Source organism: Candidatus Desulfovibrio trichonymphae, assembly GCF_002355955.1.
GTDB classification, from domain to species: domain Bacteria; phylum Desulfobacterota; class Desulfovibrionia; order Desulfovibrionales; family Desulfovibrionaceae; genus Desulfovibrio; species Desulfovibrio trichonymphae.
In genome coordinates, this window is the sequence record NZ_AP017368.1 from 587,780 (window position 1) to 612,713 (window position 24,934).

Consider the following 24,934-nt stretch of genomic DNA (forward strand, 5'->3'; position numbering starts at 1 on the left):
CAAGGAGGCGATATGGCTCATAAAAAAGCAGGGGGATCCTCGCGTAACGGTCGCGACAGCGCGGGCCAGCGGCGCGGCGTAAAACGTTACAGCGGGCAGCGCGTATCGGCGGGCGGAATCATTGTGCGCCAGCTGGGTACAACAGTTTACCCAGGTGTCAACGTGGGCATGGGCAGGGATTATACTCTCTTTGCCAAAACAGCGGGCGTTGTGCGTTTTGAAAAATATGTTCGCAAACGTCATACCCGTGTGCGTGTACACATAGATAAGGCCATAAAATAAACGCCGTGGCGCATGATGTTTTTTGGACTAGGCGCCCGGCTTCCTCAGGGCATGTGTGGACGCCATCCGAGTCAAGGATTTTTAAACCGACGGTATCGAATATTGTCCATGTATCCGGCATCTTTTCAGGAAATTTTCTCGGTGCCATGATGTAATCCGCTGATACACTACAATGCCTCCTGTCATGTTATAATTTGGCCGATCCTTGCTGTGGCCCTGTCGCATCCGCTTCGATCGTGTTGAAGAACGCGTATTTTGCAAGAGCCGCTGTGCCGAAAAGACTGTGTTGCCGGCCTTGCGCCGCAATGCTACTTTTTCTGTGGGGGATTATGGCGCACGTACTTTACGGCATTCACGGCACGGGGCATGGACACGCCATGCGTGGTTTGACCATTGCCCGCCGCCTGTCACAGCACAATTTTCTTTTTGTCGCGTCAGATGACGCGACAAAGGTGCTGGAGCGGGAATTTCCCGTACGCCGTCTGCCCAATTTAGGCACGGTATTTCACAATTACAAAGTGGACTTCAGCGCCACCATTGCCCGCGCTACGCCCCTGCTACTGAAACAGCAGGGCTATATACGCCAGGCGTTGAGCATTATTGACGAATTCAAGCCTGACGTCTGCATGACAGACCTGGAGTATTTTGTGCCGCGCGCGGCAGAGCGGGCGGGCCTGCCCTGTCTCACGCTCGATCACCAGCACGTCATTACCTGCTGCCGCCACTGCCTGCCGCCCGGCATGTGGGCGGACGCATTGCTGCAAGGCATAACGCCGCGCTGGCTCTTCAGGCCTACAAGCGACAATCTGATTGTTTCTTTTTACGCTCCGCCGGTGTTGCCACGCTGCAAGGCGCGCGTGGCACCGCCCATTCTGCGCGACAGCGTGCTGGCCCTGTCCTCAGGTGACGAAGGCCACATACTGGTCTACCAAAGCAATTCCATCCACAGCAACCTGATTGATTTTTTGCGCCGCGCGACGGACCGCCTGTGCTATGTTTACGGCTACCGCCGCGCGGAAGGCCGTGAAGGCAATGTCGTTTTTATGAAAAAAAACGAAGAAGTTTTTTTACGTCTGCTTGCAGGCTGCGCCTATGTTATCCAGGGCGGCAGCCACACCCTGATGAGCGAGGCGCTTCACCTCGGCAAGCCCATACTTGCCCTGCCGATCGGCGCCATGGTGGAACAGCGCCTCAATGCCCTGTATGTGGAGCGCCTGAACTACGGCATGCAGGCGGACATACGCACCCTCACGCCGGACATGCTCAAAAAGTTTGAAGGCCATCTGCCCGCATACCGGGCCGCCATCGCCGCCGGTAATTTTTGCGGCAACGAGATCGTGTTCGGACTGACAGACGCATTTATCAAAAGCGGCGCGTTGCCGCTTGCCTGAGTGCCGCCGGAACAAAAAATGGGGCATGCCCAGCAGACGCAAGGCCGCCTGCCAAGTCTTTTCCGGGACAAAATACGCGGCAATGGGTGTGCCGTCTGCCAATAAATGCGTTACGGCCCACCAATGGATGCACACGAAGCAGATCGGGCCGGCCAGAGGCAGCAAGGCATACAGGATACGTCGATACCCGGATCTTTTTCCGGGCAGGTTCATGCCTCAATGAGTTCCGTTCTATCCCAGCCGCCGGTCACGCCAAAGGCCTGTAAGCCGCCCGCGTTGTCAACGGCCTTGCGCACAAAGCGCTCATCCACCAGATCCTTGACGGCGAAGACGGGATCCAGTGTCTGCAGGAAGGCGTTCTCCCCTTCCACAACTGTTTCCCGCAGCGCCTCGACAAGCGCCTGTGTATATATGAGGGAAAAGGATAGGGCTGAAAGTCGATGCGCTCGTGGTTCCAGTTCTTGTGTATATTGGCTCTGGTTGCGAAGTATTGCGATTCCAGGTCAGAGTTCGGTGTCAGGACGCGTTCCAAAACCGGCATGGGGAAAGGCGTGTATCTGCCGACCCCGTCATCGGCCAAAAGCATTGCGAATTCTGCGCGGTGCGTACGCATCCAGAGCTGGGCATTGACAATGGCGTTCACTACCTTTTGGGACCATTCAGGACGTTCGTCCAGATCCTTCTGATGCTGAAAGATGACGCAACAGGCGTGGTTATTCCAGACATCGCTGGTAAAACGCAGGATTTTGCCGATGTTTTTAAGTTCCGCCGCAGCATTGAACGGCTCAGCCACAATGAAGCCGGCAATGGATTTTTGCGCCCATGCCCCATATCCGCCGGCGCCATGACCACCAGGGCGACCTCGTCTGCATCCAGAACAGCTTTGGGTGTGGTCACGATGCGCAGGTTTGCCCTCCGTAATATTTTTTCCAGTACCACATTATGGATGGAATACCAGAATGGTATGGCCACTTTTTTGCCGCCCAGATCGTTTACGGAAGCAATTTTGTGGGCTACGCTCAGGCCGGATCCGGCCATGTGGTTCCAGGCGGTTGACGCGGGCCGGAAATTTTGAGCCGAATCGCGCCCACACGGTAATAGGCGACAGCAGGTGCACAAGATTGACCTGCCCGGCCATAAAAGCCTCTACCACCTGCGACCAGGAACGGAACATGCGGGGTTTTTCAACAGATAGCCCTTCCGCTTCAAACAATTTGTTGGCATGGGCAATGAGCAGCGGAGAACTGTCCGTGATGGGCAGATAGCCGATGCGTACAGACTGCGCCGTCCCTGTTTCCGCCAGGATCAGCCGATCCGCCAGCATGATCCCTTCATCCATATCATGGGTCACAACCAGGGCGGAGCTTCTGTATTTGCGCGTAATGCTCAAGAGATGCTTCTGCATTGTTCCGCGCGTAATGCCGTCTAGGGACGAAAAGGGTTCATCCAGTAAAAACAGCTCCGCCCGTCGCGCCAAAGAGCGCGCCAACGCCACGCGTTGGGCCATGCCGCCGGACAGCTGCACCGGGTATCTGTGCGCCGCATCTTCATGAGGGTCTTTTTTAAAAAAGATTGGGGCTCATGCTTGGCTGACTTGCCAAAAAAATGCCTGAAGAGCCAGGTATGCCAATGCAAAACAAGTATGCGCTCATTCAAGAATCAGGAAGACAAAAATCCGGCACATATCATACTGTCATGCCGTCCGCGTGATTGACAGGGCCACAGCCCTTGCCCGGATTATAGCTTTGCCGCAGGGCGCGATTTAAAAATTCCTGGGCTTCTTTCACTGCCGCCGGCAGGGGCAGCCCTCTGCCGAGGCCTGTTGCTATGGCCGCCGACAGCGTGCAGCCCGTGCCGTGATTGTTTTCGGTATCCACCTTTGCCTGCGGCAAGATTTTCGGCTCTTTGCCCGCTGCACATAAAACATCTGTCACAACAATGTCGCCCGGCATATGCCCACCCTTGATCAGAACGGCCCTGACTCCCATGTCCAGCAGTTTTTCGCCGGCGGCGCAGGCGTCCTCAATGCCGGAAACGCTCACACCTGAGAGCAGTTCCGCTTCCAATCTGTTGGGCGTCAGCAGGTCACAGCCCGGCAAAATTTCCTCCTTCAATGCGGCGACGGCATCCTCCTGCAGCAAAAGGCTGCCGCTCTGACTCACCGACACAGGGTCCACCACAAGAGGAAAAGCGCGCTCGCGCAGCACAGGTGCTACAGCACGAATAATCGCGGCTGAATACAGCATGCCGGTCTTGGCGGCCGCCACGGGAAAGCCTTCCAGCACCGCCGCGAGTTCAAGCGCGACAAAGTCGGGGGACGGCGCGTGAATGCCCGCGACGCCCATGCCGTTCTGGGCGGTGAGTGCGGTGATGACGCTCATGCCGTAGCCACCCAAGGCCATAATGGTTTTCAGATCTGCCTGAATGCCGGCCCCGCCCCCGGAGTCGGACCCTGCGATTGTCAAAATATTCGGCGGACGCAACATACAATGCCCTCATTCAGCATCGTTAAATTTTGAAAAAAACACTGTGCGGGGATCAGAATTTTATGGAGTCAGCTGCACTTCATAGGAATCATCGTCGTTCAGGTACTTGCGGGCTGCGGCCTGCACGTCTGCGGGCGTCAGTTTGGCGGCATTTGCAATCAGCGTTTTCTGAAAATCCCGCGGATTGTGCAAAACAGCGTCCGTGGCCGCTTCTCCTGCGCGTGAGGCCAAGCTTTGGCGTTGCCTGTAGAAATCGCCTACAAGCTGATTATAGGCCGCTCTGAGCAATTTTTCCGGCAGAGGTTTTGTTTTGACGGCGGCAGTCACCCCTGCAAAGCCCTGTTTGGCCTGCTCCATCCTGTCAGCGGTCGTGCCGATATAAAACGCCATAAATCCCGACTCCGGCATGGCGCGGTAAAAGGCCGTCACAGAATATCCCAGGCCCTGATCATCACGCAGAGAGGAGAACAACAGTCCGCTCTGGCCGGAAAGAGCCTCCCGCAGCAGCAACAGGGCCGGCGCATCCGGGTGGCTTAACGGCACGGCTTTAAACAACCGCAGCAGATGGGCCTGATTGCGGCCGGACAGATTGAGCGTCAGCTTATGCGCGTTTCCCCATTCCGGCTGCGTCACCAAAACCTCCCCGTCGGGACGAAAAGATATTTTTGCCGGTTCAGGCAGACTTTTCACAAAAGCCAGCACGTCGTCCCTGTCAAAATCTCCGGCCACGGAAAGCACCCACGGCTGAGCAGACTGACGCTTCCAGAATTCACGAACATTTTTGCCGTCAAAACGATCCAGACCGGCCGGCGTGCCCAGACCGTCAAATCCATACACATGTCCGCCAGGGAAAAGGAAAGGATTCACCTTGGCAAAGAGATAGGCCAACGGCCTGTCCGCGCGCTGCCGGATGGCGGATTTCATATCTTCCGCCTCACGCCGCACTTCATTTTTCTCAAAACGCGGCTTTCGCATCATGTCGCCGAGTATGGTGAAATAGTCCGCATTGAAGCGCGAGTGCCCTGTCAGCGACACACCGAACGTCTGCAAACCCGCCCTGGCGTCGACAGAAGCGGCGCGTTCAGAAAAATACCGTTCTATGCCCTTGGCGTTAAAACCGGCACACCCTGTCGTGAGCGCGCGCGCCGTCAACTCGGCCAGACCCTGCTCCTCCGGGCTGATCAGGGCATTGCCGCCCGGCATCATCAACTCCAGAGAAATATAGGGCACAGTGGCGTCGGGAATCAGCACAAGCGTGCGCCCCATGCCCAGGTCGAGCGTTTCACGCTGCCCGGCATGGCTTTGTCCTGTCGCGACTGCAGACACATTACCTGCGCCGGGCCAGTTTTGCTGGAGCTGCGCTTCAAAATCCGGCAGCGCCGCATTTTGCGGTGCCAGCACGCGAACGCGCGCGCGCTGCGGCACAAGCCAGTCACTGATGGCGCGCTGCAGACGGTTCTCGTCCACTGTACGCTGGCTGAAACGCAGGTTCCGCTCCGCCTCAAGCCCGCCCAGATCAAATTGCACTGCCCCGCGCCACGAGGCGAGACCATTCAGCGTTTCGCCCGCCCTGTCCATCTCGTCTTCCAGATTAAATTTGGCGCGCTGCAGGGATGCGGCACTGAAATCCTTTGCCCTGAGTTTCGCCATATCCCTGATAAATTCCTGCCAGAAAAACGCTGCCTTGTCTGCGTCCATCGTGGCCGTAATGGTCAAAAGCCCCACGTGCGCCATACTCATATTGTGCACGCTTATCTCATCCACCAGATGTTTGTCGTACTTGTACTTATTCCGCAAAAATGACGTGCCGTCCCCGCCGAGCAGATACGAAAGAACATCCAGATCCACAGAGCGCAGATCGCGCAATCCCGGCACGGGAAAGGAGATTCCAAGATAAACCTTGCTCCAGGGGCCTCTGTGCACTTCAACACGCGGACCGCCCGCCGCATTGCAAAGATCGGGGGTTGCAACTGCAGGTAAAGCCTCACTGTTTTTCAAACCGCCGAAGAGCTTTGCCGCATAGGCATGCACCGCGTCCTCATCAATGTCTCCGGCCACCAGCAGGAGCATGTTTTGCGGCTGATACCAGCGTTTGACATACGAACGCAGATCCTCGGCGGAAAAAGCCCGCACCGTGTCCCGGTAGCCGATGATCGGCCGGCCGTACGCGGTATTGTGCAGGCCGGCTGTCTGAAGTTCTTCAAAAAGCCTGCGCATGGGCGAATCTTCGCCGATTTCCAGCTCGGAAATGATGACATTTTTTTCAGTTTCCAGATCTTTCGCGTCAAGTTTTGCCTGAAAAGCCATGTCTTTCACAACATCCAGGCCGGTACGCCAATGCGCTGCCGGCATATCCGTGATATAGGTGGTTTTATCAAAACCGGTGGTCGCGTTCAGATACCCTCCCAACGCCTCAACCTCACGTGCCGCCTGCCCCTTGGGGCGATGATCCGTACCTTTGAAAACCATGTGCTCAAGCGCATGGCTGATTCCCGCCTGACGCCGTGTCTCATTGACAGAGCCCGTACCCACATAGAGCCTGACACAGACAAGGGGGAAGCGCGTATCCTTGATAATATAGACGCCAAGCCCGTTCGGAAGGCGGGTCAAACGCCCTTCGCCGGCAAACGCGAGGCCGGCTGACCCGCATGACGAGACAGCAATAACCAACAGTAGTACCGGAACAAAAAGCAGGCAACGCATGAAAACTCCTTCGGACAGCTTCAGTGAACTTCAACTCAATGCGACAACCAACTCATTCAGCGCTCTTTCCGCCTGATCCCGCGACAAAATGCCCGCTGCCGCCAAAATGCTCATAAACAATCCGCGCGGCCGACGGGCTTCGGGATCAATAATACAGTTGTCTGGCCGCGCGCCGCCAAGACGCAGTGTTTCAAAAAGACTGGTCACAAGACGATACTTCTGCAGCATGTCGATCTCCTGTGAGTTAGAGATACAACAGGGCAACGCCGAAAAAGCAGCCTGAACAAACGGGGAATTCAGCCTCCCAGATACACTTCCTTACAAGTTCAACAGGCCTGTCCAACACGGCAGGCATTTCTCTATGAGCCAGGCGCACGCCTTCAAGCTCTAGTTGACCGCCAAAGGCATTCTGTCCCTGTCAACGGAAGATACACGCCAATCTTTATGGCTTCACCAGCCGCCACGGCCTCGCCCGTCAAAGCGGTAAGCGCCAGTACGGCCAGCAGCGCACAATATTTGCCGAACCTCATTGTATTCCTCCAAAAAATTGTAAAAATCCAGAGAACAGCGACACAATGCGCAATCCTTTTTCATCAGTATAAACAAATTGCTTTTTTGCCGCAATAAAAACACATTGCAGCAAGCTGTCATGACACATGATAAAATAACGGGTAAACTAATTGTTCATTCATTTATGTCGGCAGCCGCCGCCATCTGACGCCATTATCAAAATGCCCGGCATGGCGCTGTCATGACTGCTGCTCAGGACCAAAGCCGCTTATCCGCACAAGACGTTTACATGCATCGGAGCGCTTTGCCCGTGTCGCGATCAGCGTGTCTCGTCTCTCAATTTTCTTCGCAATCTCTTGATACTCTAAAAAATTGTCAGTCAGCACGATCTGAAAATCCCCTTTGCGCTTGACAGCCACCGCGTTTTGTGTGTAAAAGAAGCAACTACTTCACCGGACTGTTTTTTGCATTGTCCGGCTTTGGTTTTCTTAAAGGACGTAAAGGCATAGTGCATGTGGTCATGGCAAGGACAAATTCTCCCGCGCGGATTTGATCCGATTGATTCTCATCGTCTGCGTGGCGGAGCTCGATTTGCCTATGCAATCAACGAGTATATCAGCCCTTATATCGGTGCGGCCTTCGAATATGAATTTGACGGCAAGGCAAGAGCGTCTGTATGGGGCTATGATCTCAAGGCTGCGAAGTTCGAAGGAGAAACGGGCATTGGTGAAGCGGGTTTGGTTTTTAAACCTTCCAGCAAATCTCCGTGGCTCGTTGATCTCGGCGTGCAGGGCTATGTCGGCAAACGCGAAGGCGTGAGCGGTTCCCTCCGCGTGGGACTGGAATTCTAGAATGGTTAGCATAACTGTCGGCAACCGGAAAACAAAAAAAGGCTTATAGTGTTATCTATAAGCCTTTAATTTTCTTGGAGCGGGAAACGGGATTCGAACCCGCAACTTTCAGCTTGGGAAGCTGACACTCTGCCGTTGAGCTATTCCCGCGACAGTGGATGCAAGAGCCTGTTCCGGTCAAATTCTGTAGCATGTTTAAGCTGTCCTACCGTTTTTGACAAGGATAAAATTCCGATCCCACGGCAAACCGGGCAGTTGCCACGCTGTGCGGACGCGACAGGGGCATGCAGACGCTCTCCCCCACTATTTATCACGATACCCTGTGCAAGCAGCCATTCGGTAACAGACGTCACCTAAATCCTTGACTCGGAGGGGCGGGGTCTATATCTGCACTGACTCCCGCGGCTACCGCGCTTGACAGCGCACAGTGCAAGGCATATTCAAACGAAATCTGCGCCCGTAGCTCAGCCGGATAGAGCGTTGGCCTCCGGAGCCAAAGGTCGTGAGTTCGAATCTCTCCGGGCGCGCCAAATAATTCCTGGCGTAGTATTCCTTAGACTGCTCCTTTTTTGTCAACAATACCTCAGATTGTTTGTGTAAATACAAGCCCTCGGCCGAGTACCTCAGGCGGAAGAACCTACAAGTGACATATAGTCCCGCGGACTCAAGAGATGTGACCTGTCTGCACCGGGTTCCAGTTCAATCTGCAGCATCCAGCCTTCTCTGTAAGGATCTATGTTAATCAAGGAGGGTTCCGCTGACAACACCGCTGTCTTGCATTCGCAGCCAGGTGTGCTCCGGGTGATACAGGAGGTCGTCTGGAAAGTTGAGTTCACTCACGGTAATCCCCTTTTTGACAGCCATAGGAGTCTGGTGAAAAAGTCTATTACGGACTCTTTCACTTCAGGTTCGAAAAAATAGTGTTGCCTGTCTTCCAAAATAATTTGCACTTTTCAAGTTTGCCGCATTGCGGTTGGCTATTTTGATATATCTGGTTTTATTTTCAGACGAATAGGCACAAGTGAACTCTCAGCTAAAGCGTTTTAGCCTCGCAACCAAGCTTTGGCGGCTTCATAGAGCCCTTCAGCAAGCGTCGGATGAGCATGCATGGTATTGGCCAATTGTGCGACGCTGAGACTGCTTTTCATGGCCAGTGCTGCTTCGGCGATAATATCCGTGGCATGCGCGCCTGCTATGTGCGCACCAAGGATTCTGCCGCTGCTCTCCTCACAGACGAGCTTAAACAAGCCCGGCAGTTCGCCCATGGCATGGGCTTTGCCCAGTTCGCGAAACTGGAAAAGGCTTGAGCGGACAGCCATTCCTTGTTTTTTAGCCTCTGCTTCTGAAAGTCCCACAGTGCCGATTTCCGGCGAGGTAAAAATGCCGGAAGGTATCACGCTGTAATCAAGTCTCTCTTCTCGGCCGAAGCAGTTGGCTACCGCGCACTCACCTTCGAAAGAAGCCACATGAGCCAGCATAGCACGCGCGGGACCGAGCGCGTCTCCAATTGCGTAGACGCCGTCAGCAGATGTGCGCATCCAGCCGTCAGCCATTATCCAGCCCTGTCTGTCAGTTGCCACCCCTGCTTCTTTCAGCTTCAACCCTGCCGTATTAGAAGAACGCCCCACAGTAACCAGTACTACATCCGTTTCAATGACCTCTTCCTGACCACCAGCACTCTCCACAAAAGGTGATGCAGATAAAATACAGGCTACCTTGCTGCCGGACAGTTCCGCGCTTTTCACTATCCTGGCGAGCTCTACACGGATGCCGCGCTTTTTGGCCTCACGTTGCAACAGCCGGCTTACCTCTTCATCTATGGAAGGGAGCGGGAGCAAACGGTTCAGACCTTCCACCACAGTCACTTTCACGCCAAAAGCCCGAAAAATAAAGGCCAGTTCGCAGCCGATGACTCCACCACCTGCGATGAGCATACGCGTTGGAAGCTGTTCGAGATGAAGCGCGTCATCGCTGTCGATGATGTACCGATGATCTATTGAAAGAGAGGGTAAAGTCATGATTTTTGAACCGGTGGCGATAATCACGGCATCGGCGCACAGTTTTTCCACGCCCTGTCCGGTATACACCAACACTTTGCGGTCGGGTGCGAGTTCAGCCTGCCCGTGCAGCAGCTTGATCTTGAGACCGGTGCACGTTTTTTCCAACCCACCACGAAGTATTTTGCACACACGTTCCTTGCGGGCCACGATGGATGGCATATCCGCCCGGAATGATGCCGAATGAGCGCCATCGTTGGAGACAAGACCGAATTCCGCCAGACCCCCGGCTGTTTCCAGTGCATCGGCAGAGGCTTTGATGGTTTTAGTGGGAATACAACCGGAATTGAGACAGGTTCCCCCGAGTTCCGCCTTTTCCACCAAGGTAACGGAAGCTCCGCGCCTTGCCGCGTCAAAGGCAGCGGCATAACCGCCTGGGCCAGCACCTATAATTGTAATGTCGTGCATATGCATATCCTTAGTAACGGAACGTGACCATTAAAATTCGTGGTGCATAGAATAAGTTATCGGAAAGGCGGCTTCAAGAGAGGCTGTAACCAAGCATCCCTGCTGCATGATCCTTTCCACCCGCTCGAAAATAAATTCATATTCCTCATCCATATACACAGTAATATCCAAGATTATCCCGATGACACGTGCACGTTTTTTTGAATCCAAGCCAGTCTTCAGTGTCGCCGTGCCTTTGATGCTCTCATATTTCGCGCCGCGCGTTTCAAGGGCTTTGCCCAGGCGCCACAAAAGCAGTACAATGCCGAAGAAGCCAGCAGTTGTTTGGCTGTCCCCCCTCGTTCGTCTTCAGGAATTCCTGTATAATCAATGGTAAAATCACCCAACGCTTTAGAGCCGGTATGAATTTGCTGTTGCCCGCTTCTGTTTTCATAGAAAACAACGATTTTGGCCATAATTTCTCTCCAGTACAATTTTTTGGCATGAAGCAGCCAGACTTGGCTCAGTCTTTGCTCTTTGTATCACTATGTTAAAGATAGCACATTCTATACCAAAGCCGGTTCATTGGCATTTTTTTTGCTAGGTAGTCAGCTTCTGACCAATTGGCTTGACAGACGAAATGAAATAGACGATGAATGCGACATCTTTGTCGTGTCGTTCCCAGGTGCAACCTATGGAAAACGATCTCTCCCGACTTTTACAAAAAAGTCTACTTCAGGTGGAAAATAGCCTTAGAAGGTTTCTCAACCTCCTTCCCGGCATGGCGTATCGTTGCGTAGTAGAAAATAATTATGAATACCGACTGGCGGTCATGTTTCTGCTGGCCGCCGGCGCAGCTCTGCTGTTCGCCCGATTCTCTACGCAAATCTATCTTGTTGCGCTTTGCGGTTTTCTGCTCAGCGTATTTAATATGGCTGGCGGCTTTATTCTTTTTTCCTATACCGCCGAATCATATCCCACGCACATGCGTAATACCGCCACCGGCACACACAACGGGCTGGCCAGACTTTCCGTTTCCGCCTTTCAGTATGCGATACCGGTTATTCTGGCTTCCTTCGGCGGGACAGTTGGACTTGTCAATTATGATATCCCGGCTATATTCACCACATTCACCACCTGCGCGGCGCTGTTTATTCTGCCCGTGCCCTTTGTGCTGATGTTCGGCAGACGGACAGGAGGCAAGTCTTTGGAGGATATAGCCTGAAGCTGTTTCTCTCACCTGTTGGGAACCTCTTGCCGTTAAGCGTAACATGCTTCACGGCGAGAGGTTTTCTTACATTTCCCAAGGAGTCATATCCCACCTAGAGCATAGATATGGATATACATCCTGAATTTCCCCCGATAATTCTCACCGGACTTAATAAACCCTGGGAGACGGTGTTGGCCTGCGGCACACCGATCTCCCTTGCCGCTAAAAGCGTCATCTCGGGTACTATAGGCCTATATTTTATAAAACGCGGGGGGCATCAGGCTTTCCAATACTTTTTTGAATGGAAATGAAAAAGGCATGCTTTATATGGGGTCAGGGGCTTTATTTGCTGAGGTTCCCATGTTCCAGACAAGCGAAGAGTATCTTTTCACAAACATAGAACAAACAGAAGCCGTATACTGTCCAAAGCAATTCATCACTACGGATTTTATCGCTGAATATCCCGATCTGGTGCTCAATATGCTTCAGTCCTTGAGCATAAAGATCAGAATTTTATATTCGCAGATTTCCTGCGGATTCGCATTTGACTCCTTTATAACCGGGAAGGCGGACTTGTTGTGCCTCACCTGACGCAACAAGACCTCGGCGTATTCTCGGTCTGCATCGCAGTTCCCTGCACAAGGCTCTGGCCCGTCTGAAAGATGAGGGAGTCATCTGCAGCTGTAGTAAGAAGGCGCTCTCCATTCATGACACCGGATGTCTTTTGTCTCATGCCAGGAAACAACGCGTGATACCGACGGACAGTTCACACGACAGGCGGGGTCACCCTCTTTTTACTCGGCAAGAATATAAAACAGCAACTATAAATCTGGCGTGCCGATGCGCGGCACAGACTGTTCAAACGCATGGGCATAAGCCAAAAGATCCGCTTCGCCGAAAGCCCGGCCTATAAGCTGCATGCCTATAGGCATGCAGCTTTCCGCTCCCCTGCCCACAGGCAGGGAAAGCCCCGGCAAACCAGCCAGATTGAGCGAGAGGGTATAGGCGTCCATCAGATACATGCGCAACGGATCGGCGCTGTGCGCCCCCAAATCCCAAGCCGTCTCAGGTGAAACAGGCGCGCAGATAACGTCACAAAAATCCAAGGTGGCCAGATATTCATTGCGAATCAGACGCCGCACCTGAGCTGCCTTGCGGTAATAGGCGTCATAATACCCTGCGGAAAGCACATATGCCCCCAGCATAATGCGGCGTTTCACCTCCTCTCCGAAACCTTCGGAACGCGACCGTACATAAAGTTCTTCCAGATGCTGCACATTCGCGGCGCGATGGCCATAGCGCACTCCGTCAAAACGGGCCAGATTGGAGCTGGCCTCAGCCATGGCGATGATATAATAGGTGGCGACGGCCGCGCCGGTGTGCGGCAGGCTCACCTTCACAAGTTCCGCGCCGCAACGCTCCGCCGCGCACAAGGCTGCATCGCAGGCAGCGCGCACTTCCGGGGCGGCACCCTCGCCGAAAAATTCTTTGGGCAGGCCAAAGCGCGCGCCCTTGAGCGTTTTACCGCCAAGGGCGATTGTGTAATCCTCTACCAGCCTAGGATCGCTTGTGGCGTCGCGCGGGTCATGCCCGGCGATCACGCCAAGTACGCGGGCACAGTCCGCAACAGTGCGCGTGAACGGACCTATCTGATCCAAAGAAGAAGCATAGGCAATAAGACCGTAGCGGGAAACTCGCCCGTATGTGGGTTTGAAGCCCACACAGCCGCACAGCGACGCCGGCTGGCGGATAGAACCGCCCGTGTCTGACCCCAGAGAGGCAAAGCACTGCCCTGCCGTGACAGAGGCTGCGGAACCGCCGCTTGAGCCGCCGGGCGTTTTTGCTGTATTCCAGGGATTGTGGGTTAGTTGAAAGGCAGAGTTTTCCGTGGAAGATCCCATGGCAAACTCGTCCATATTGGTTTTACCCAAAATCACAGCCCCTGCGGCGCGCAGTTTTTCCACGGCAAAAGCGTCAAAAAACGGCGTGAATCCTTCCAAAATACGCGAACCGGCCGTAGTGACAATCCCTTTTGTACAAAGCGCGTCCTTGACGGTAACAGGAATGCCGAAGAGCGGCAGGGCCTTGTCCGGCCCGGTACTGTCGAGATCGCGGGCGCGAGCGAGCGCATTTTCTCTGTCTATGCACAGCATGGCGGCAATTTTCGGCTCGGTTGCGTCAATGCGGTCAAGGCATGCCTGCGTCACCTCTTCAGCGCTGATTTCCTTTTTTTGCAGGGCCGTTGCCGCGGCAGCAAGCGAAAGCGAACATATATCTGTCATATTTCTTTCCGGAAAGCGGTGTCGCAACAGCGGCTGCTTTAGAAGCCGTCCGCAAATTATCCTCAATTATCTGCGGATGATGGATTATATAATACGCGGCACTATAAAATATTCACCGTTCTGCGCCGGCGCGTTGACCAGTGCTTCTTCCCGCCCGCGCAACGCGGCGGGCACATCCTCACGGCAGCGGCCGGAGTGCACTGCCGGACTGTACAACGGGAGCACGCCGTCTGTATTCACCCCGGCCAACGTATCCATAGAGCCTAAAATATCCTGAAACTGACGGGAAAAGAGGGTCTGCTCCTCTTCGCCAACGCGCAGACAGGAGAGCGCCGCCATTTTGACAACGTCTTCACGGCTGATGTGTTTGTCTGACATGGCTTATCCTTGTTCGTTATGCTGCGTTGCTGAAAATCAGGATTGAACGGCGGCCATGCCCTGGCAGAAGGCCGTTCGGCACAAGGGGCATAAACAGTTATAAGCCCTCCGGGGCGGCGGATAAAAAAACCGGCTCCATAGAAAGGAGTCGGCTCTTTTTAGTATAGTTGGCACTTCATAACAAGCCGGGTTTTCCTGACCTGTTATTTCTTCACTTCCGTATAGTCCGCATCCACCACGTCTTCCACATCCTGCCCGGCGGCCCCGGCATTCTGTCCGGCGTCGGCCGCGCCAGCCCCGACGGTCTGCCCCGCCTGTTGCTGATAGAGCTGCTCCGCGAGCTTGTGCGAGGTCTTGGCGAGTTCCTCCGTGGCGTTTTTGACGGCGGCCGTATCGTCACCTTCCATCACCTTGCGCAATACAGCGATTTTGTCTTCAATGTCGCTCTTGACAGCCGCGTCGGGCTTGTCGCCCAAATCGGCCAATGATTTTTTCGTGCCGTAAATCAGGCTGTCCGCGTGGTTTCTGGCTTCAATGAGTTCCTGTTTCTTCTTGTCGTCGCTCGCGTGGGTCTCCGCCTCACGCACAAGACGCTGGATGTCCTGCTCCGAGAGACCGGAAGACGCCGTGATCTTGATAGACTGTTCCGTGCCGGTACCCATGTCTTTGGCGGAAACATTCACAATACCGTTAGCGTCAATATCAAACGAAACCTCAATCTGCGGCACGCCGCGCGGAGCCGACGGAATGCCGGTCAAGTCAAAACGGGCAAGCGTCATGTTGTCGTTCGCCATAGGGCGTTCGCCCTGCAGCACATGAATGGACACTGAGGGCTGATTGTCCGCCGCTGTGGTGAACACATTGCTCTTGCGTGTGGGAATGGTGGTGTTACGCTCAATAAGCCGCGTGAACACGCCGCCCATAGTTTCAATACCGAGTGAGAGCGGGGTCACGTCGAGCAGAAGCACATCTTTGACGTCACCCGCCAGAATGCCGCCTTGAATGGCAGCGCCGCGCGCCACAACTTCGTCGGGGTTGACAGAACGGTTCGGCTCTTTGCCGAAAAATTTGCCCACCACCTGCTGCACAAGCGGCATACGCGTCATGCCGCCCACCAGAATAACCTCGTCAACCTGACCGGCGGAAAGCCCTGCGTCAGCCAGCGCTTTTTCGCAGGGCGCAATGGTGCGGTCAACAAGGTCACTCACCAGAGATTCCAGTTTGGCGCGGGAAAGTTTTATCAGCAAATGCTTCGGCCCGTTCTGATCCGCTGTGATGAAGGGCAGGTTGACCTCCGCCTCCATAGATGTGGAAAGGTCTTTTTTTGCTTTCTCCGCTGACTCTTTCAGACGTTGCAGAGCCATGCTGTCTTTGGAAAGGTCAATGCCGTTGTCCTTTTTAAACTCCTCCACAAGCCAGTTGATGACGCGCTGATCAAAATCTTCGCCGCCCAAAAAAGTGTCGCCGTTGGTGGCGCGCACTTCCACCACGTTGTCGCCCACTTCCAGAATGGAAATGTCAAAGGTGCCGCCGCCGAGATCAAAAACAGCGATCTTTTCATTGGCCTTTTTGTCCGAACCGTAGGCCAGCGACGCGGCCGTGGGTTCGTTGATGATGCGCTTGACTTCAAGGCCTGCTATGCGGCCGGCGTCTTTGGTGGCCTGCCGCTGCGCGTCGTTGAAATAAGCGGGCACGGTAATGACGGCTTCCGAAACCGGCTCGCCCAGGTACGCCTCAGCGTCAGCCTTCAGTTTGGCAAGGATCATGGCTGAGATTTCCGGCGCGCTGTACACGCGCCCATCTGCCTCCACCCCTGCGTCCTCATTGGCTGATTTGGCTATGGCATACGGGGAGTGTTCTTTCCAGCGGCTTACTTCGACGCTGTCGTATTTTCGGCCCATAAGACGTTTGATGGCAAAAATGGTTCGCTTCGGGTTGGTCACGGCCTGACGTTTTGCTATCTCGCCCACCAGGCGCTCTTTGTCGGTAAAGGCCACCACAGAAGGTGTTGTGCGGCCGCCCTCAGGGTTGGTGATGCACTTCGGATCCTTGCCTTCCATGACGTACACACAGGAATTCGTGGTACCAAGGTCGATTCCGATAATTTTAGACATATCTGCATCCTCCGGGAGAAATTATATTTCACAAAAAGGCGGCCGCATATTTCAGACCGCGTAAGACATATCTAAGTCTTTCTTGTCAATCGTCCACTCCCCCGGAATAAATTTTTACATAAAATTATAGATGCGCCCGGCAGACAACCCGCAACGCACAGACGTCATTGCCACCTTGCGCTATGCCGTCGCAAGGCTGACTGCGAAGAAACGCGCCCCAGACAATCCCCTCTTGCCTGACAGGAACAATCAGGATATTTTTCAGTACATGATTACTGTGCGTAACATTGAAAAACGCTATGGCAATGCGCCTGTTTTACGCAATTTGTCCTTTTCTGTGGAAGCCGGAGAAATTTTCGGCATTGTTGGACATTCCGGCGCGGGCAAGTCAACGCTGTTGCGCTGTCTTAACGGCCTTACGACATATGAAGGCGGCAGCGTGAAAGTAATGGACAGGGAAGTTGCTGATCTCAACGAAGATGGCCTGAGGGAGCTTCGCCGCGACATGGGCATGATTTTCCAGAACTTCAGCCTCATGAGCCGCAAAAACGTGTTTGAAAACGTGGCCTTTCCCCTGCAGATCTGGAACAGCCGCAAACCCGGGCGCGCTCCGGAAATCACCGGCAGGGTCATGGAACTGCTTGAACTCGTCGGTCTGGCGAACAAACGCTGTGAGCGCGTGCAAAATCTCTCTGGCGGGCAAAAACAACGCATAGGCATCGCTCGGGCGCTGGCGCTGAATCCGAAAATTCTCCTGTGCGACGAGGCGACATCCGCCCTGGATCCCAAAACGACACTGAACATTCTGGATTTGCTGCAAAGCATCAACGACCGCTTCAACCTCACCATCGTTTTTGTCACACATCAGATGGAGGTGGTCAAACGCCTCTGCCATCGCCTGCTGCTCCTGGACAAAGGCGTCAGCCGGTGCATGGGCAAAACAGAAGAACTTTTCCTCGCGCCCCCGGAAGGACTGAAAGATCTCGCGGGAGAAGAATACGCGCTTGTCCCTTCCGGCGCAAATATCCGCATCTTGTTCCCCCGCGAAATTTCACAACAGTCCGTCATTACCGACATGGCCCGCGAGCTTGACATCAATTTTTCCATTGTGGGCGGCAAGCTGGAACGCTACATCAACGATGTGCTCGGCTTTCTGGTAATCAACGTGCCGGACGAACACTTTGAGAGAGTATGCCACCATATGCGTCAAAAAAATCTGCACTGGGAGATTCTTGCCGATGATAACAACGCTCTTCAGCGCCCTCAATGAAACCTTGTATATGGTCTTTCTTTCCACTTTGTTTTCCGCCGTCGGCGGTTTCGGCCTTGCCCTGCCGCTGATCCTGACCGGCCCCCACGGTCTGCGGCCCAACGCCGGAATTTACACGGCACTGGATGCCGCCGTGAACCTGCTCAGATCCTTCCCCTTCATGATTCTGATGATCGCCCTTATCCCGTTCACCCGGCTTGTTGCGGGAGTTGCTTACGGCAGTACGGCGACTGTCGTGCCGTTGACCATTGCGGCCATCCCCTTCATGGCGCGCCTTGTTGAAGGAAGCCTGCTGGAAGTCGACCCCGGTGTTGTGGAAGCGGCAAGAGCCTTCGGCGCATCCGACAGCCAGATCATCTGCCGCGTCATGGTGAAGGAAGCATTGCCTTCCATCATTCTGAATCTAGCGGTGCTGGCCATAACCCTGCTCGGGTATTCGGCTATGGCCGGCGCCATCGGCGGCGGCGGCCTCGGCGCGCTGGCCTATAATGAAGGCTACATCCGCTTTAGGGCAGACATCATGTTCTGTGCCGTGACCGTGCTCATTGTCGTGGTGCAGTGCCTCCAGAGCGGAGGAAACTATCTTTACAAAAAATTGCGCTGAATGGCGCAGAAAGGACTACGTATGAAACATCTGCTCACCCCCCTGCTGCTCACAGTATTTTTCGCGCAGTACACGCCGGCCGCAGAAATATTCCCACTGACCGTCGGCGTGACGCCCTTCCCACACAAGGACATCATGCTTGTCGTCAAAGATGTGCTGGACAAGGAAGGCGTCGTCTTGACCATCAGGGAATTTTCCGACTATGTGCAGCCGAATCTGGCCCTTGCGGACAAAGCGCTGGACGCCAATTTTTTCCAGCATATTCCCTATGTTGAAAATATGAATATGGAAAAGGGCCTGAACCTCGTCTGGGTGGCCAAGGTGCACATTGAACCACTGGGTCTGTATTCGCAAAAAATCAAAAGCCTTGATGAACTCAAGAAGGGAGACGCTCTGGCCGTGCCCAACGATCCCACCAACGAGGCGCGTGCCCTGCGCCTTTTGGAGACGCATGGCCTTATCAAGATTCAACCCGGCGAACTGGTAACGGTGCGCGACATAAGGGACAATCCGAAAGGTCTGAAATTCGTTGAGATGGAAGCTGCGCAACTGCCCAGAATACTGCAGGATGTACGCGCGGCAGTGATCAACACAAATTTTGCTTCCGAAGCGGGACTGATTCCTTCGCGGGACGCCATTGTCATTGAAGACAGGGATTCTCCGTACGCCAACGTAGTGGTTGTGCGCGGAGAAGACGTTGACCGCCCGGCGATCATAGCGCTGAGCAAAGCCGTCAACTCCCCCGAAGTCAGAGCGTATATTGAACAGAACCTGACGCCCAAAGGGATTGTGCCGGCGTTTTAAAACTGAATAAACGCCGCGTTTATTTCTTAAGCACGCGCAGTTCCGCCGTCAACCGGCCGTCAGCACAGGACAAAACCGCATAGCCGCCCTGGGCGAGCGGGCCGGGATTGACCACTGCGGTACGGCCTATCTTGTCCACAGCCCGCGCCTCATGTATATGCCCGCAAAGGCAGACATCCGGCTGGGCTTTTTCCAAAAAGGCGCGCACCGCCGTGGATCCCACATGCACATTGCCGGAAACAAGGTCGCAAGCTGTGTCTTTGGGCGGATTGTGCGAGACAAACGCCGCGTGCTGCCAGGCTTGCGCCTCACGCCACAATGCCGTAAGCCAGTCCGCATAGGCGGATTCAGGAAATTCGCTAGGAGTTGAAAAAGGCGTTGTCGTCGAGGCTCCCACGCCGAAAACGGCAATGCCCGGCGCGAGCTCGCGGACGGCAGTGTGCAGGTTGACTCCCTGCGCGTTGAGCCAGTCGTTCACTTCCGGCTTGTCCATATTGCCGATCTGCGCAAGTACGGGTTTGCCGCTTCGGTGCAGTGCGTCCAGCACAAGACCGGCCTCGCGGACGCCGCCGACAACGGTCAGGTCTCCTGTGACGATAACCCCTTCGGCCTTCGCCAGTTCGGGAATACGGGAAAAAAGAGACGTGTCGTCGTGAATATCTCCCACGACAATCCAGAGGCGATCCGGCACAGTTGCGCTTGGCATAACAGCCTATCCTTTGCTAGAAAAAACGGCAGAACGATATTGCCACATCTCGCGTCACATGAAAAGGGAAGAAATATGCCCGCAGAAACAACACGGAGCGCGACATCATCAACAAATTTCACCGCGAAAAAAAACACCCTGCGCGAACGCATACGCATTTTGCGCAACAGCCAGTATCCATCATCGTCGCTTGAGTGCAGCCAAAGGGCGCAGGAAAGGCTCGCGGCGACAAAATACTGGCAGTCATCGCGGTCTGTGGCCCTATATGTATCCTGCGCAGGCGAGATGTCTTCCGACATGCTGCTCAAAACCGCTTGGCAGAGCGGGCGCATTGTCTACCTGCCGCGTATACGCCGCACTGAGCGCGGCGTCATGGACTTTGTGCCCTGCTCCGGGCCGGGGCAGTTGCGGCCAGGCCCTTTTGGCCTGCGCGAACCACTTGACAGCCTGCCGGGTTTTAACGCTGCAGACGTCGGCAAAACTTTTGCCCCCGACCTCCTGATAGCGCCCGGCGTTGCTTTTGACAAACGCGGCTCACGGCTGGGCTGTGGGGGGGGCTTTTACGATCGATTTTTACACAAAAATCTCGTCTGCCCACGCATGGGCCTTTGCTTTGAATTTCAGCTCGTTGAGAGCCTGCCCGTGGAAAAATGGGATCAATCTGTGCAGTATATTTGTACGGAAGAGCGCTTTTTTGATGTAATTCCATAAATGTTTGACTCAAGGGGGCTGGTTATACATGCCCTGTCATGACAGACGAAATCTGTTTACAATTTACGTTTCGCTGACTAACATGTCACAATAGAAAGGCGGACCGACCGTTTCCGTTTTTTTACTCGTCCGGGTTTCTCCCGCTGTGGGTCAGGCCATTCCCTTACGAACGGGTCTCAGAGGCAGCTATGGACAAGGTTCAAAAAGAAATTCTCATGATGGCCAAGGAGCTGGCCGCAAAATTTATTGAAACGCGCACCGTTTCACTCGGCAACTTTGTGGAAATTTTCCCCGCTGTCTATAGAGTGGTCTATGACGTCGTGCTTGCCGACGATCGACAGGACGACGAAAGCCGCAGGGCAAGAGCGTGAACGCAGTTCCGCCCCGGCATGACGCTGCTGTGGCCGGCATGTTCGGCCGCATCGCGCGTTTTTATGATCTGCTGAACCACATCCTGAGCCTGGGTATTGACCGGAACTGGCGGACCACGCTTGCCGTCACCGCGCTGGAAAACGGCGGATCAGTAACGCTGGATCTGGCCGCCGGAACCTTGGACGTGGCACTGGCCCTGCACCGCCTACATCCTGAAATTCTGGTGCCGGCTCTAGATTTCTGCCCGGCAATGCTGGGCGGCGGGCGGCGTAAACTCAGACGGGACAATGCCGTGCGCATTCTGCCTGTCGCCGCGGACGCAAAAAAACTGCCTCTGCGGGCAGATTCGGCGGACTGCATAACCATGGCCTTCGGCATACGCAACATCCTGCCGCGCGAAGCCGCTTTCGCGGAAATGCTGCGAGTGCTCAAGCCCGGCGGACGGGCCTGCATACTGGAATTCGGCTCCGGCCGCGAGCGCATATGGGGCGGGTTGTATAATTTCTATCTGAACCGCATCCTTCCCTGCGCCGGGAGACTGATTTCCAAAGACAAAGCGGCCTATGCCTATCTGACGGAGACCATACGCGCCTTCCCCACAGCGCGAAAATTTGAAGAAGAACTCCTAAATGCCGGCTTTGCGCGCGCCTGGTATAAAAAACTCACTTCCGGCATCGTCTGCCTGCATGTAGGAGAAAAAGAATAAATGAGGCACACATGGTGAATTTTGAAGATCTGCGGCAGCGTAAACAGCCGGTAGCCGTCGTCGGACTCGGCTATGTAGGCCTGCCGCTGGCGGTTGCCCTTTCACGCCGTGCGGATGTGCTTGGTTTTGACATTAGTCAACACCGCATTGCGGAATTGCGGCTCGGCCATGACCACACGCGGGAAGTCGGCAAAGAAGCCCTTGCTGCAGCGACAGTACGCTACACTGTCAATCCCGCTGAACTCAACAAGGCGGGCGTTATCATTATTGCCGTGCCCACGCCCATTGACAATCACCGCTCCCCTGATCTGACGCCGGTTGTGAGTGCAACCGTCACCGTGGGGCGCAACCTCGGCCGAGGTTGCGTGGTAGTGTATGAATCCACAGTCTACCCTGGCTTGACGGAAGAAATCTGCGTGCCTGTGTTAGAGCGCGAATCCGGCCTGCACTTCGGCAAAGATTTCAGCGTGGGCTATTCCCCTGAACGGATTAACCCCGGCGACAAAGTACATACGCTTGCATCCATTACGAAAATTGTTGCCGGGTCGGATGCAGCTACGACAGACCTGCTGGAGAAGCTTTACGGCACCGTTGTGACGGCCGGCATTCACCGCGCCTCCAGCATCAAAGTGGCGGAGGCCGCCAAAATTATTGAAAATACACAACGCGACCTAAATATCGCCCTGATGAATGAACTGGCCGTTATTTTTGAACGGCTCGGCATTGACACTATGGAAGTGCTGGAAGCCGCCGGCAGCAAATGGAATTTTCTGCCTTTCAGGCCGGGTCTTGTCGGAGGGCACTGCATAGGCGTCGACCCCTACTACCTCACGTTCAAGGCGGAAGAGCTGGGTTTTCACCCGGAAGTCATCCTGGCGGGCCGCCGCGTCAACGACGGCATGGGCAAATATGTTGCGGAATGCGCGGTCAAGCGCCTGATCAAACACGGCCGCGTCGTCAACGACGCGCGGGTAGGTATCCTGGGTTTCACTTTCAAAGAAAATGTTCCGGATTTGCGCAATACCCGCGTGGTAGACGTGGTGCGCGAACTTGCGGACTACGGCGTGACTGCGCTTGTCAATGACGCGCAGGCCGACCCGCGGGAGGCGCTTGCCGAATACGGCCAGAAACTCCTCTCTCTGGACGAGATGCGCAGCCTGGACGCGCTGATTCTGGCTGTAGGGCACAGAGAATACGCATCACTCACGCCGGGAAAGCTCAAAACATTTTTTGCGGATCCGAAAAACGCGCTGCTGCTGGACGTAAAGGCTTTTTTTGACCCAACGGCCATGCGCGCAACGGGCTTTGATTATTGGAGGCTGTAAAGCATACTCCGCAACTGGCGTATATATTGATATCTTGTTGTAACTGAATAGTATCCAAACATGATGAATCGGGGTATACGCTGTGGCACTGCTGATCTGCGCCCCAACAGGCAAGGAACTCAACGCTCTATTGCCGAACCTCACGCCTGAAGTCGGCGAAGAAATGTGTCTTTTGCCCGTACGCCTGAAAAAAGGCGGAGCTTTTGCCTGCGCAACCGGCGTAGGGCCGATAAACGCTGCCCTTGCGCTCGGCAAATGCCTTGCTGAAGCCGAAGCAGGCAAAACACCCATACACGCTGTGCTGCTGGCAGGGCTAGCCGGCGCGTTTGATCTTGATCGGCTGCCGCTACGCGCTCTCTGTCTGGTGCGAGAAGAAATCTGGCCGGAATACGGGCTGCACGACGGCACAAGCGTCACGGCAAAGGCGTTCAGTTTTCCTCTCTGGCAACGGTATACCAAAGACGGCGGCGATGTGTACGACAGGCTGCCGCTCGACACGCCTGCCGCGCTGAGCCTGTCAACAGCAGGACTGGCCGGAATGCTGACGGAATGTGTGTCGTTGACCGTGGCCGGCGTCAGCTCCGCGTTTGTACGGGCAAGAGATCTGGTGCAGCGGCATCATGCGGATCTGGAAAATATGGAAGGTTTTGCCGTGGCCTATGCCTGCGCACGCGGCGGCATCCCCTGCGTGGAACTGCGCAGCGTGTCAAATAAAGTCGGCCCGCGCGCAAAAGATGAAAAAGATTTCCACGGCGCGCTGCAGAGTCTTGCACGTGTGCTGCCGGGCCTGAACCTGATCTGAAATGACGCCATGAAAACACTGAAAGCACATCTTGCCAAAGAGCTGCCGCGTATCAACACGGCGCTCGACAAGGCCGTACAGGATCTGCCGGAACCTGTGCGCCCTGTGGCGCGGCATATTCTTGACGCCGGCGGCAAACGTCTACGCCCTCTGCTCACGCTTCTTACAGCGCGCCTGTTCGACTGCGCGGCGGAAAACATTGACAGGCTTGCCGTGACAATAGAAATGCTGCACGCTGCCACGCTGTTGCACGACGACGTGCTTGACAACGCTCAAAGACGCCGCGGCGCGCCGGCCGCCCATATTTTATATGACGTGCCTGCCGTCATACTGGCCGGGGACGCCTTGCTTGCGCACGCAAACGCTCTGGTGGCCGACTTCGGCGACACGCGTTTGACGCGCTGCTTTTCCGCGGCCACCAGCCGCACGGCCGCCGGCGAAATTTTGGAAATTACAGTCAAAGGCCGTACGGATATTTCCGACGACGACTATGAAAATATCGTGCGCGGCAAAACGGCGTGGCTCATCCGCGCCTCCTGTGAAATGGGAGCGCTCGCCGCCGGAGCTGACGACGCCTATGTTGACGCCGCCGCAACATATGGCGAAAATCTGGGCATGGCTTTTCAACTGGTAGACGACGCGCTTGATCTCACGCCGACCTGCGTGACCGGCAAGCCGACAGGCGGCGATATGCGCGAGGGGAAACTGACCCCGCCGTTGCGGATCTACCGGCTGCACCTGCCCCCGGAAGAACAGGCCGCTTTTGACGCAGCTTTCACATGCGGGCTGATAACGGAGCACGACGCAGAAACTATTGCCGAACACATTTGCGCGGCGGGCTATGAAACGCAATCGCTTCTGCAGGCGGACAAATATCTGCACGCAGCGCGCACAGCGCTGGAAGCCCTGCCGGACAGGCCGGAACGCGAGATATTGCGCCGGATGACCGATTATGTACGCGACAGGAAAAAGTGAAACGCCAC

The 24,934-nt window shown here is 55.0% G+C and carries 25 protein-coding genes, 2 tRNA genes and 2 pseudogenes; 14 read left to right on the forward strand and 15 right to left on the reverse strand.

The genetic code is table 11. The annotated features are described in order from the left end of the window. Nucleotides 1-12: 12 nt before the first annotated feature. Nucleotides 13-282, forward strand: coding sequence for a 50S ribosomal protein L27 (rpmA, locus tag RSDT_RS02835; RefSeq protein WP_096399479.1), 270 nt, complete (start codon nucleotides 13-15; stop codon nucleotides 280-282). Between the two features lie 329 nt (nucleotides 283-611). Then, nucleotides 612-1,673, forward strand: coding sequence for a glycosyltransferase family protein (locus tag RSDT_RS02840; protein ID WP_096399480.1), 1,062 nt, complete (start codon nucleotides 612-614; stop codon nucleotides 1,671-1,673). Nucleotides 1,674-1,882: 209 nt separating this feature from the next. Here RSDT_RS02840 and RSDT_RS07365 read toward each other — a convergent pair whose 3' ends face one another. From RSDT_RS07365 to RSDT_RS07375, 7 genes and pseudogenes are all read right to left on the reverse strand, one after another. Then, on the reverse strand, nucleotides 1,883-2,044 hold the full coding sequence (locus RSDT_RS07365; protein ID WP_172414384.1) for a hypothetical protein: 162 nt from the start codon (nucleotides 2,042-2,044) through the stop codon (nucleotides 1,883-1,885). Nucleotides 2,045-2,271: 227 nt separating this feature from the next. Then, nucleotides 2,272-2,595 (reverse strand): annotated as a pseudogene (locus RSDT_RS07850) (ABC transporter substrate-binding protein); the annotation flags it as partial. An 18-nt stretch (nucleotides 2,596-2,613) separates the two neighbouring features. After that, on the reverse strand, nucleotides 2,614-3,246 hold the full coding sequence (locus tag RSDT_RS07150; RefSeq protein WP_408606716.1) for an ABC transporter substrate-binding protein: 633 nt from the start codon (nucleotides 3,244-3,246) through the stop codon (nucleotides 2,614-2,616). 112 nt (nucleotides 3,247-3,358) lie between these two features. After that, entirely contained in the window at nucleotides 3,359-4,159 is an 801-nt protein-coding gene (gene thiD, locus RSDT_RS02850; protein WP_096399481.1) for a bifunctional hydroxymethylpyrimidine kinase/phosphomethylpyrimidine kinase, read from the reverse strand. 60 nt (nucleotides 4,160-4,219) lie between these two features. Beyond that, a complete protein-coding gene (locus RSDT_RS02855) occupies nucleotides 4,220-6,862 on the reverse strand; it encodes a M16 family metallopeptidase (RefSeq protein WP_096399482.1) in 2,643 nt (880 codons plus the stop codon). A 30-nt stretch (nucleotides 6,863-6,892) separates the two neighbouring features. After that, a complete protein-coding gene (locus tag RSDT_RS07370) occupies nucleotides 6,893-7,090 on the reverse strand; it encodes a hypothetical protein (protein WP_096399483.1) in 198 nt (65 codons plus the stop codon). A 91-nt stretch (nucleotides 7,091-7,181) separates the two neighbouring features. Continuing rightward, nucleotides 7,182-7,392 (reverse strand): annotated as a pseudogene (locus RSDT_RS07375) (ABC transporter substrate-binding protein); the annotation flags it as partial. A 492-nt stretch (nucleotides 7,393-7,884) separates the two neighbouring features. Between RSDT_RS07375 and RSDT_RS02870 the strand changes: the two are divergent. Then, nucleotides 7,885-8,223, forward strand: a complete 339-nt coding sequence (locus RSDT_RS02870; RefSeq protein ID WP_172414405.1) for an autotransporter domain-containing protein — start codon at nucleotides 7,885-7,887, stop codon at nucleotides 8,221-8,223. Nucleotides 8,224-8,298: 75 nt separating this feature from the next. Here the strand turns inward: RSDT_RS02870 and RSDT_RS02875 are convergent. Continuing rightward, nucleotides 8,299-8,373 (reverse strand) — tRNA-Gly (locus tag RSDT_RS02875). A 303-nt stretch (nucleotides 8,374-8,676) separates the two neighbouring features. Here RSDT_RS02875 and RSDT_RS02880 point away from each other — a divergent pair. Next, nucleotides 8,677-8,753 (forward strand) — tRNA-Arg (locus RSDT_RS02880). A 93-nt stretch (nucleotides 8,754-8,846) separates the two neighbouring features. Here the strand turns inward: RSDT_RS02880 and RSDT_RS07855 are convergent. The 3 genes from RSDT_RS07855 to RSDT_RS07380 form a co-directional block, all read right to left on the reverse strand. Next, entirely contained in the window at nucleotides 8,847-8,936 is a 90-nt protein-coding gene (locus tag RSDT_RS07855; protein WP_408606717.1) for a hypothetical protein, read from the reverse strand. Between the two features lie 330 nt (nucleotides 8,937-9,266). After that, nucleotides 9,267-10,688: a dihydrolipoyl dehydrogenase gene (lpdA, locus tag RSDT_RS02890; protein WP_096399485.1), complete on the reverse strand. Its 1,422-nt coding sequence runs from the start codon at nucleotides 10,686-10,688 to the stop codon at nucleotides 9,267-9,269. A 218-nt stretch (nucleotides 10,689-10,906) separates the two neighbouring features. After that, on the reverse strand, nucleotides 10,907-11,143 hold the full coding sequence (locus RSDT_RS07380) for a hypothetical protein (protein WP_231941907.1): 237 nt from the start codon (nucleotides 11,141-11,143) through the stop codon (nucleotides 10,907-10,909). Nucleotides 11,144-11,361: 218 nt separating this feature from the next. On the opposite strand from RSDT_RS07380, the gene RSDT_RS02900 reads away from it, so the two are divergent. Continuing rightward, a complete protein-coding gene (locus RSDT_RS02900) occupies nucleotides 11,362-11,892 on the forward strand; it encodes an MFS transporter (protein WP_145954801.1) in 531 nt (176 codons plus the stop codon). An 806-nt stretch (nucleotides 11,893-12,698) separates the two neighbouring features. Here the strand turns inward: RSDT_RS02900 and gatA are convergent. From gatA to dnaK, 3 genes are all read right to left on the reverse strand, one after another. Continuing rightward, nucleotides 12,699-14,159, reverse strand: coding sequence for an Asp-tRNA(Asn)/Glu-tRNA(Gln) amidotransferase subunit GatA (gene gatA, locus RSDT_RS02915; protein ID WP_096399489.1), 1,461 nt, complete (start codon nucleotides 14,157-14,159; stop codon nucleotides 12,699-12,701). A gap of 84 nt (nucleotides 14,160-14,243) precedes the next feature. Next, nucleotides 14,244-14,537, reverse strand: a complete 294-nt coding sequence (gatC, locus tag RSDT_RS02920) for an Asp-tRNA(Asn)/Glu-tRNA(Gln) amidotransferase subunit GatC (RefSeq protein WP_096399490.1) — start codon at nucleotides 14,535-14,537, stop codon at nucleotides 14,244-14,246. 203 nt (nucleotides 14,538-14,740) lie between these two features. Continuing rightward, nucleotides 14,741-16,651: a molecular chaperone DnaK gene (gene dnaK / locus RSDT_RS02925; RefSeq protein ID WP_096399491.1), complete on the reverse strand. Its 1,911-nt coding sequence runs from the start codon at nucleotides 16,649-16,651 to the stop codon at nucleotides 14,741-14,743. Nucleotides 16,652-16,781: 130 nt separating this feature from the next. Between dnaK and RSDT_RS02930 the strand changes: the two genes are divergently transcribed. Genes RSDT_RS02930 through RSDT_RS02940 form a run of 3 tightly spaced genes read left to right on the forward strand, consistent with a single transcriptional unit; the run spans nucleotide 16,782 to nucleotide 19,329 of the window. Further along, nucleotides 16,782-17,921: a methionine ABC transporter ATP-binding protein gene (locus RSDT_RS02930; protein ID WP_197702128.1), complete on the forward strand. Its 1,140-nt coding sequence runs from the start codon at nucleotides 16,782-16,784 to the stop codon at nucleotides 17,919-17,921. Next, complete coding sequence (locus tag RSDT_RS02935) at nucleotides 17,890-18,525, forward strand: methionine ABC transporter permease (RefSeq protein WP_096399492.1); 636 nt, start codon at nucleotides 17,890-17,892, stop codon at nucleotides 18,523-18,525. The genes RSDT_RS02930 and RSDT_RS02935 overlap by 32 nt, the downstream gene beginning before the upstream one ends. Before the next feature lie 21 nt (nucleotides 18,526-18,546). Then, on the forward strand, nucleotides 18,547-19,329 hold the full coding sequence (locus RSDT_RS02940) for a MetQ/NlpA family ABC transporter substrate-binding protein (RefSeq protein WP_096400454.1): 783 nt from the start codon (nucleotides 18,547-18,549) through the stop codon (nucleotides 19,327-19,329). 19 nt (nucleotides 19,330-19,348) lie between these two features. Here RSDT_RS02940 and RSDT_RS02945 read toward each other — a convergent pair whose 3' ends face one another. Next, on the reverse strand, nucleotides 19,349-20,035 hold the full coding sequence (locus tag RSDT_RS02945; RefSeq protein ID WP_096399493.1) for a metallophosphoesterase family protein: 687 nt from the start codon (nucleotides 20,033-20,035) through the stop codon (nucleotides 19,349-19,351). Between the two features lie 75 nt (nucleotides 20,036-20,110). Here RSDT_RS02945 and RSDT_RS02950 point away from each other — a divergent pair, with 75 nt between their 5' ends. The 6 genes from RSDT_RS02950 to RSDT_RS02975 all read left to right on the forward strand — a co-directional run bounded on the left by RSDT_RS02950 (nucleotide 20,111) and on the right by RSDT_RS02975 (nucleotide 24,926). Further along, entirely contained in the window at nucleotides 20,111-20,746 is a 636-nt protein-coding gene (locus RSDT_RS02950; protein WP_096399494.1) for a 5-formyltetrahydrofolate cyclo-ligase, read from the forward strand. A 188-nt stretch (nucleotides 20,747-20,934) separates the two neighbouring features. Then, complete coding sequence (locus RSDT_RS02955) at nucleotides 20,935-21,117, forward strand: hypothetical protein (RefSeq protein ID WP_096399495.1); 183 nt, start codon at nucleotides 20,935-20,937, stop codon at nucleotides 21,115-21,117. After that, on the forward strand, nucleotides 21,114-21,824 hold the full coding sequence (locus RSDT_RS02960) for a ubiquinone/menaquinone biosynthesis methyltransferase (protein WP_408606711.1): 711 nt from the start codon (nucleotides 21,114-21,116) through the stop codon (nucleotides 21,822-21,824). The genes RSDT_RS02955 and RSDT_RS02960 overlap by 4 nt, the downstream gene beginning before the upstream one ends. Nucleotides 21,825-21,835: 11 nt before the next feature. Further along, nucleotides 21,836-23,149 (forward strand): nucleotide sugar dehydrogenase, encoded by a 1,314-nt coding sequence (locus RSDT_RS02965; RefSeq protein ID WP_096399496.1) that lies wholly within the window; start codon nucleotides 21,836-21,838, stop codon nucleotides 23,147-23,149. Between the two features lie 82 nt (nucleotides 23,150-23,231). Further along, the gene (mqnB, locus tag RSDT_RS02970; protein ID WP_096399497.1) at nucleotides 23,232-23,951 is read left to right on the forward strand and encodes a futalosine hydrolase; all 720 of its coding nucleotides are present in this window, start codon (nucleotides 23,232-23,234) and stop codon (nucleotides 23,949-23,951) included. A 9-nt stretch (nucleotides 23,952-23,960) separates the two neighbouring features. Continuing rightward, a complete protein-coding gene (locus RSDT_RS02975) occupies nucleotides 23,961-24,926 on the forward strand; it encodes a polyprenyl synthetase family protein (protein WP_096399498.1) in 966 nt (321 codons plus the stop codon). Nucleotides 24,927-24,934 lie beyond the last annotated feature (8 nt).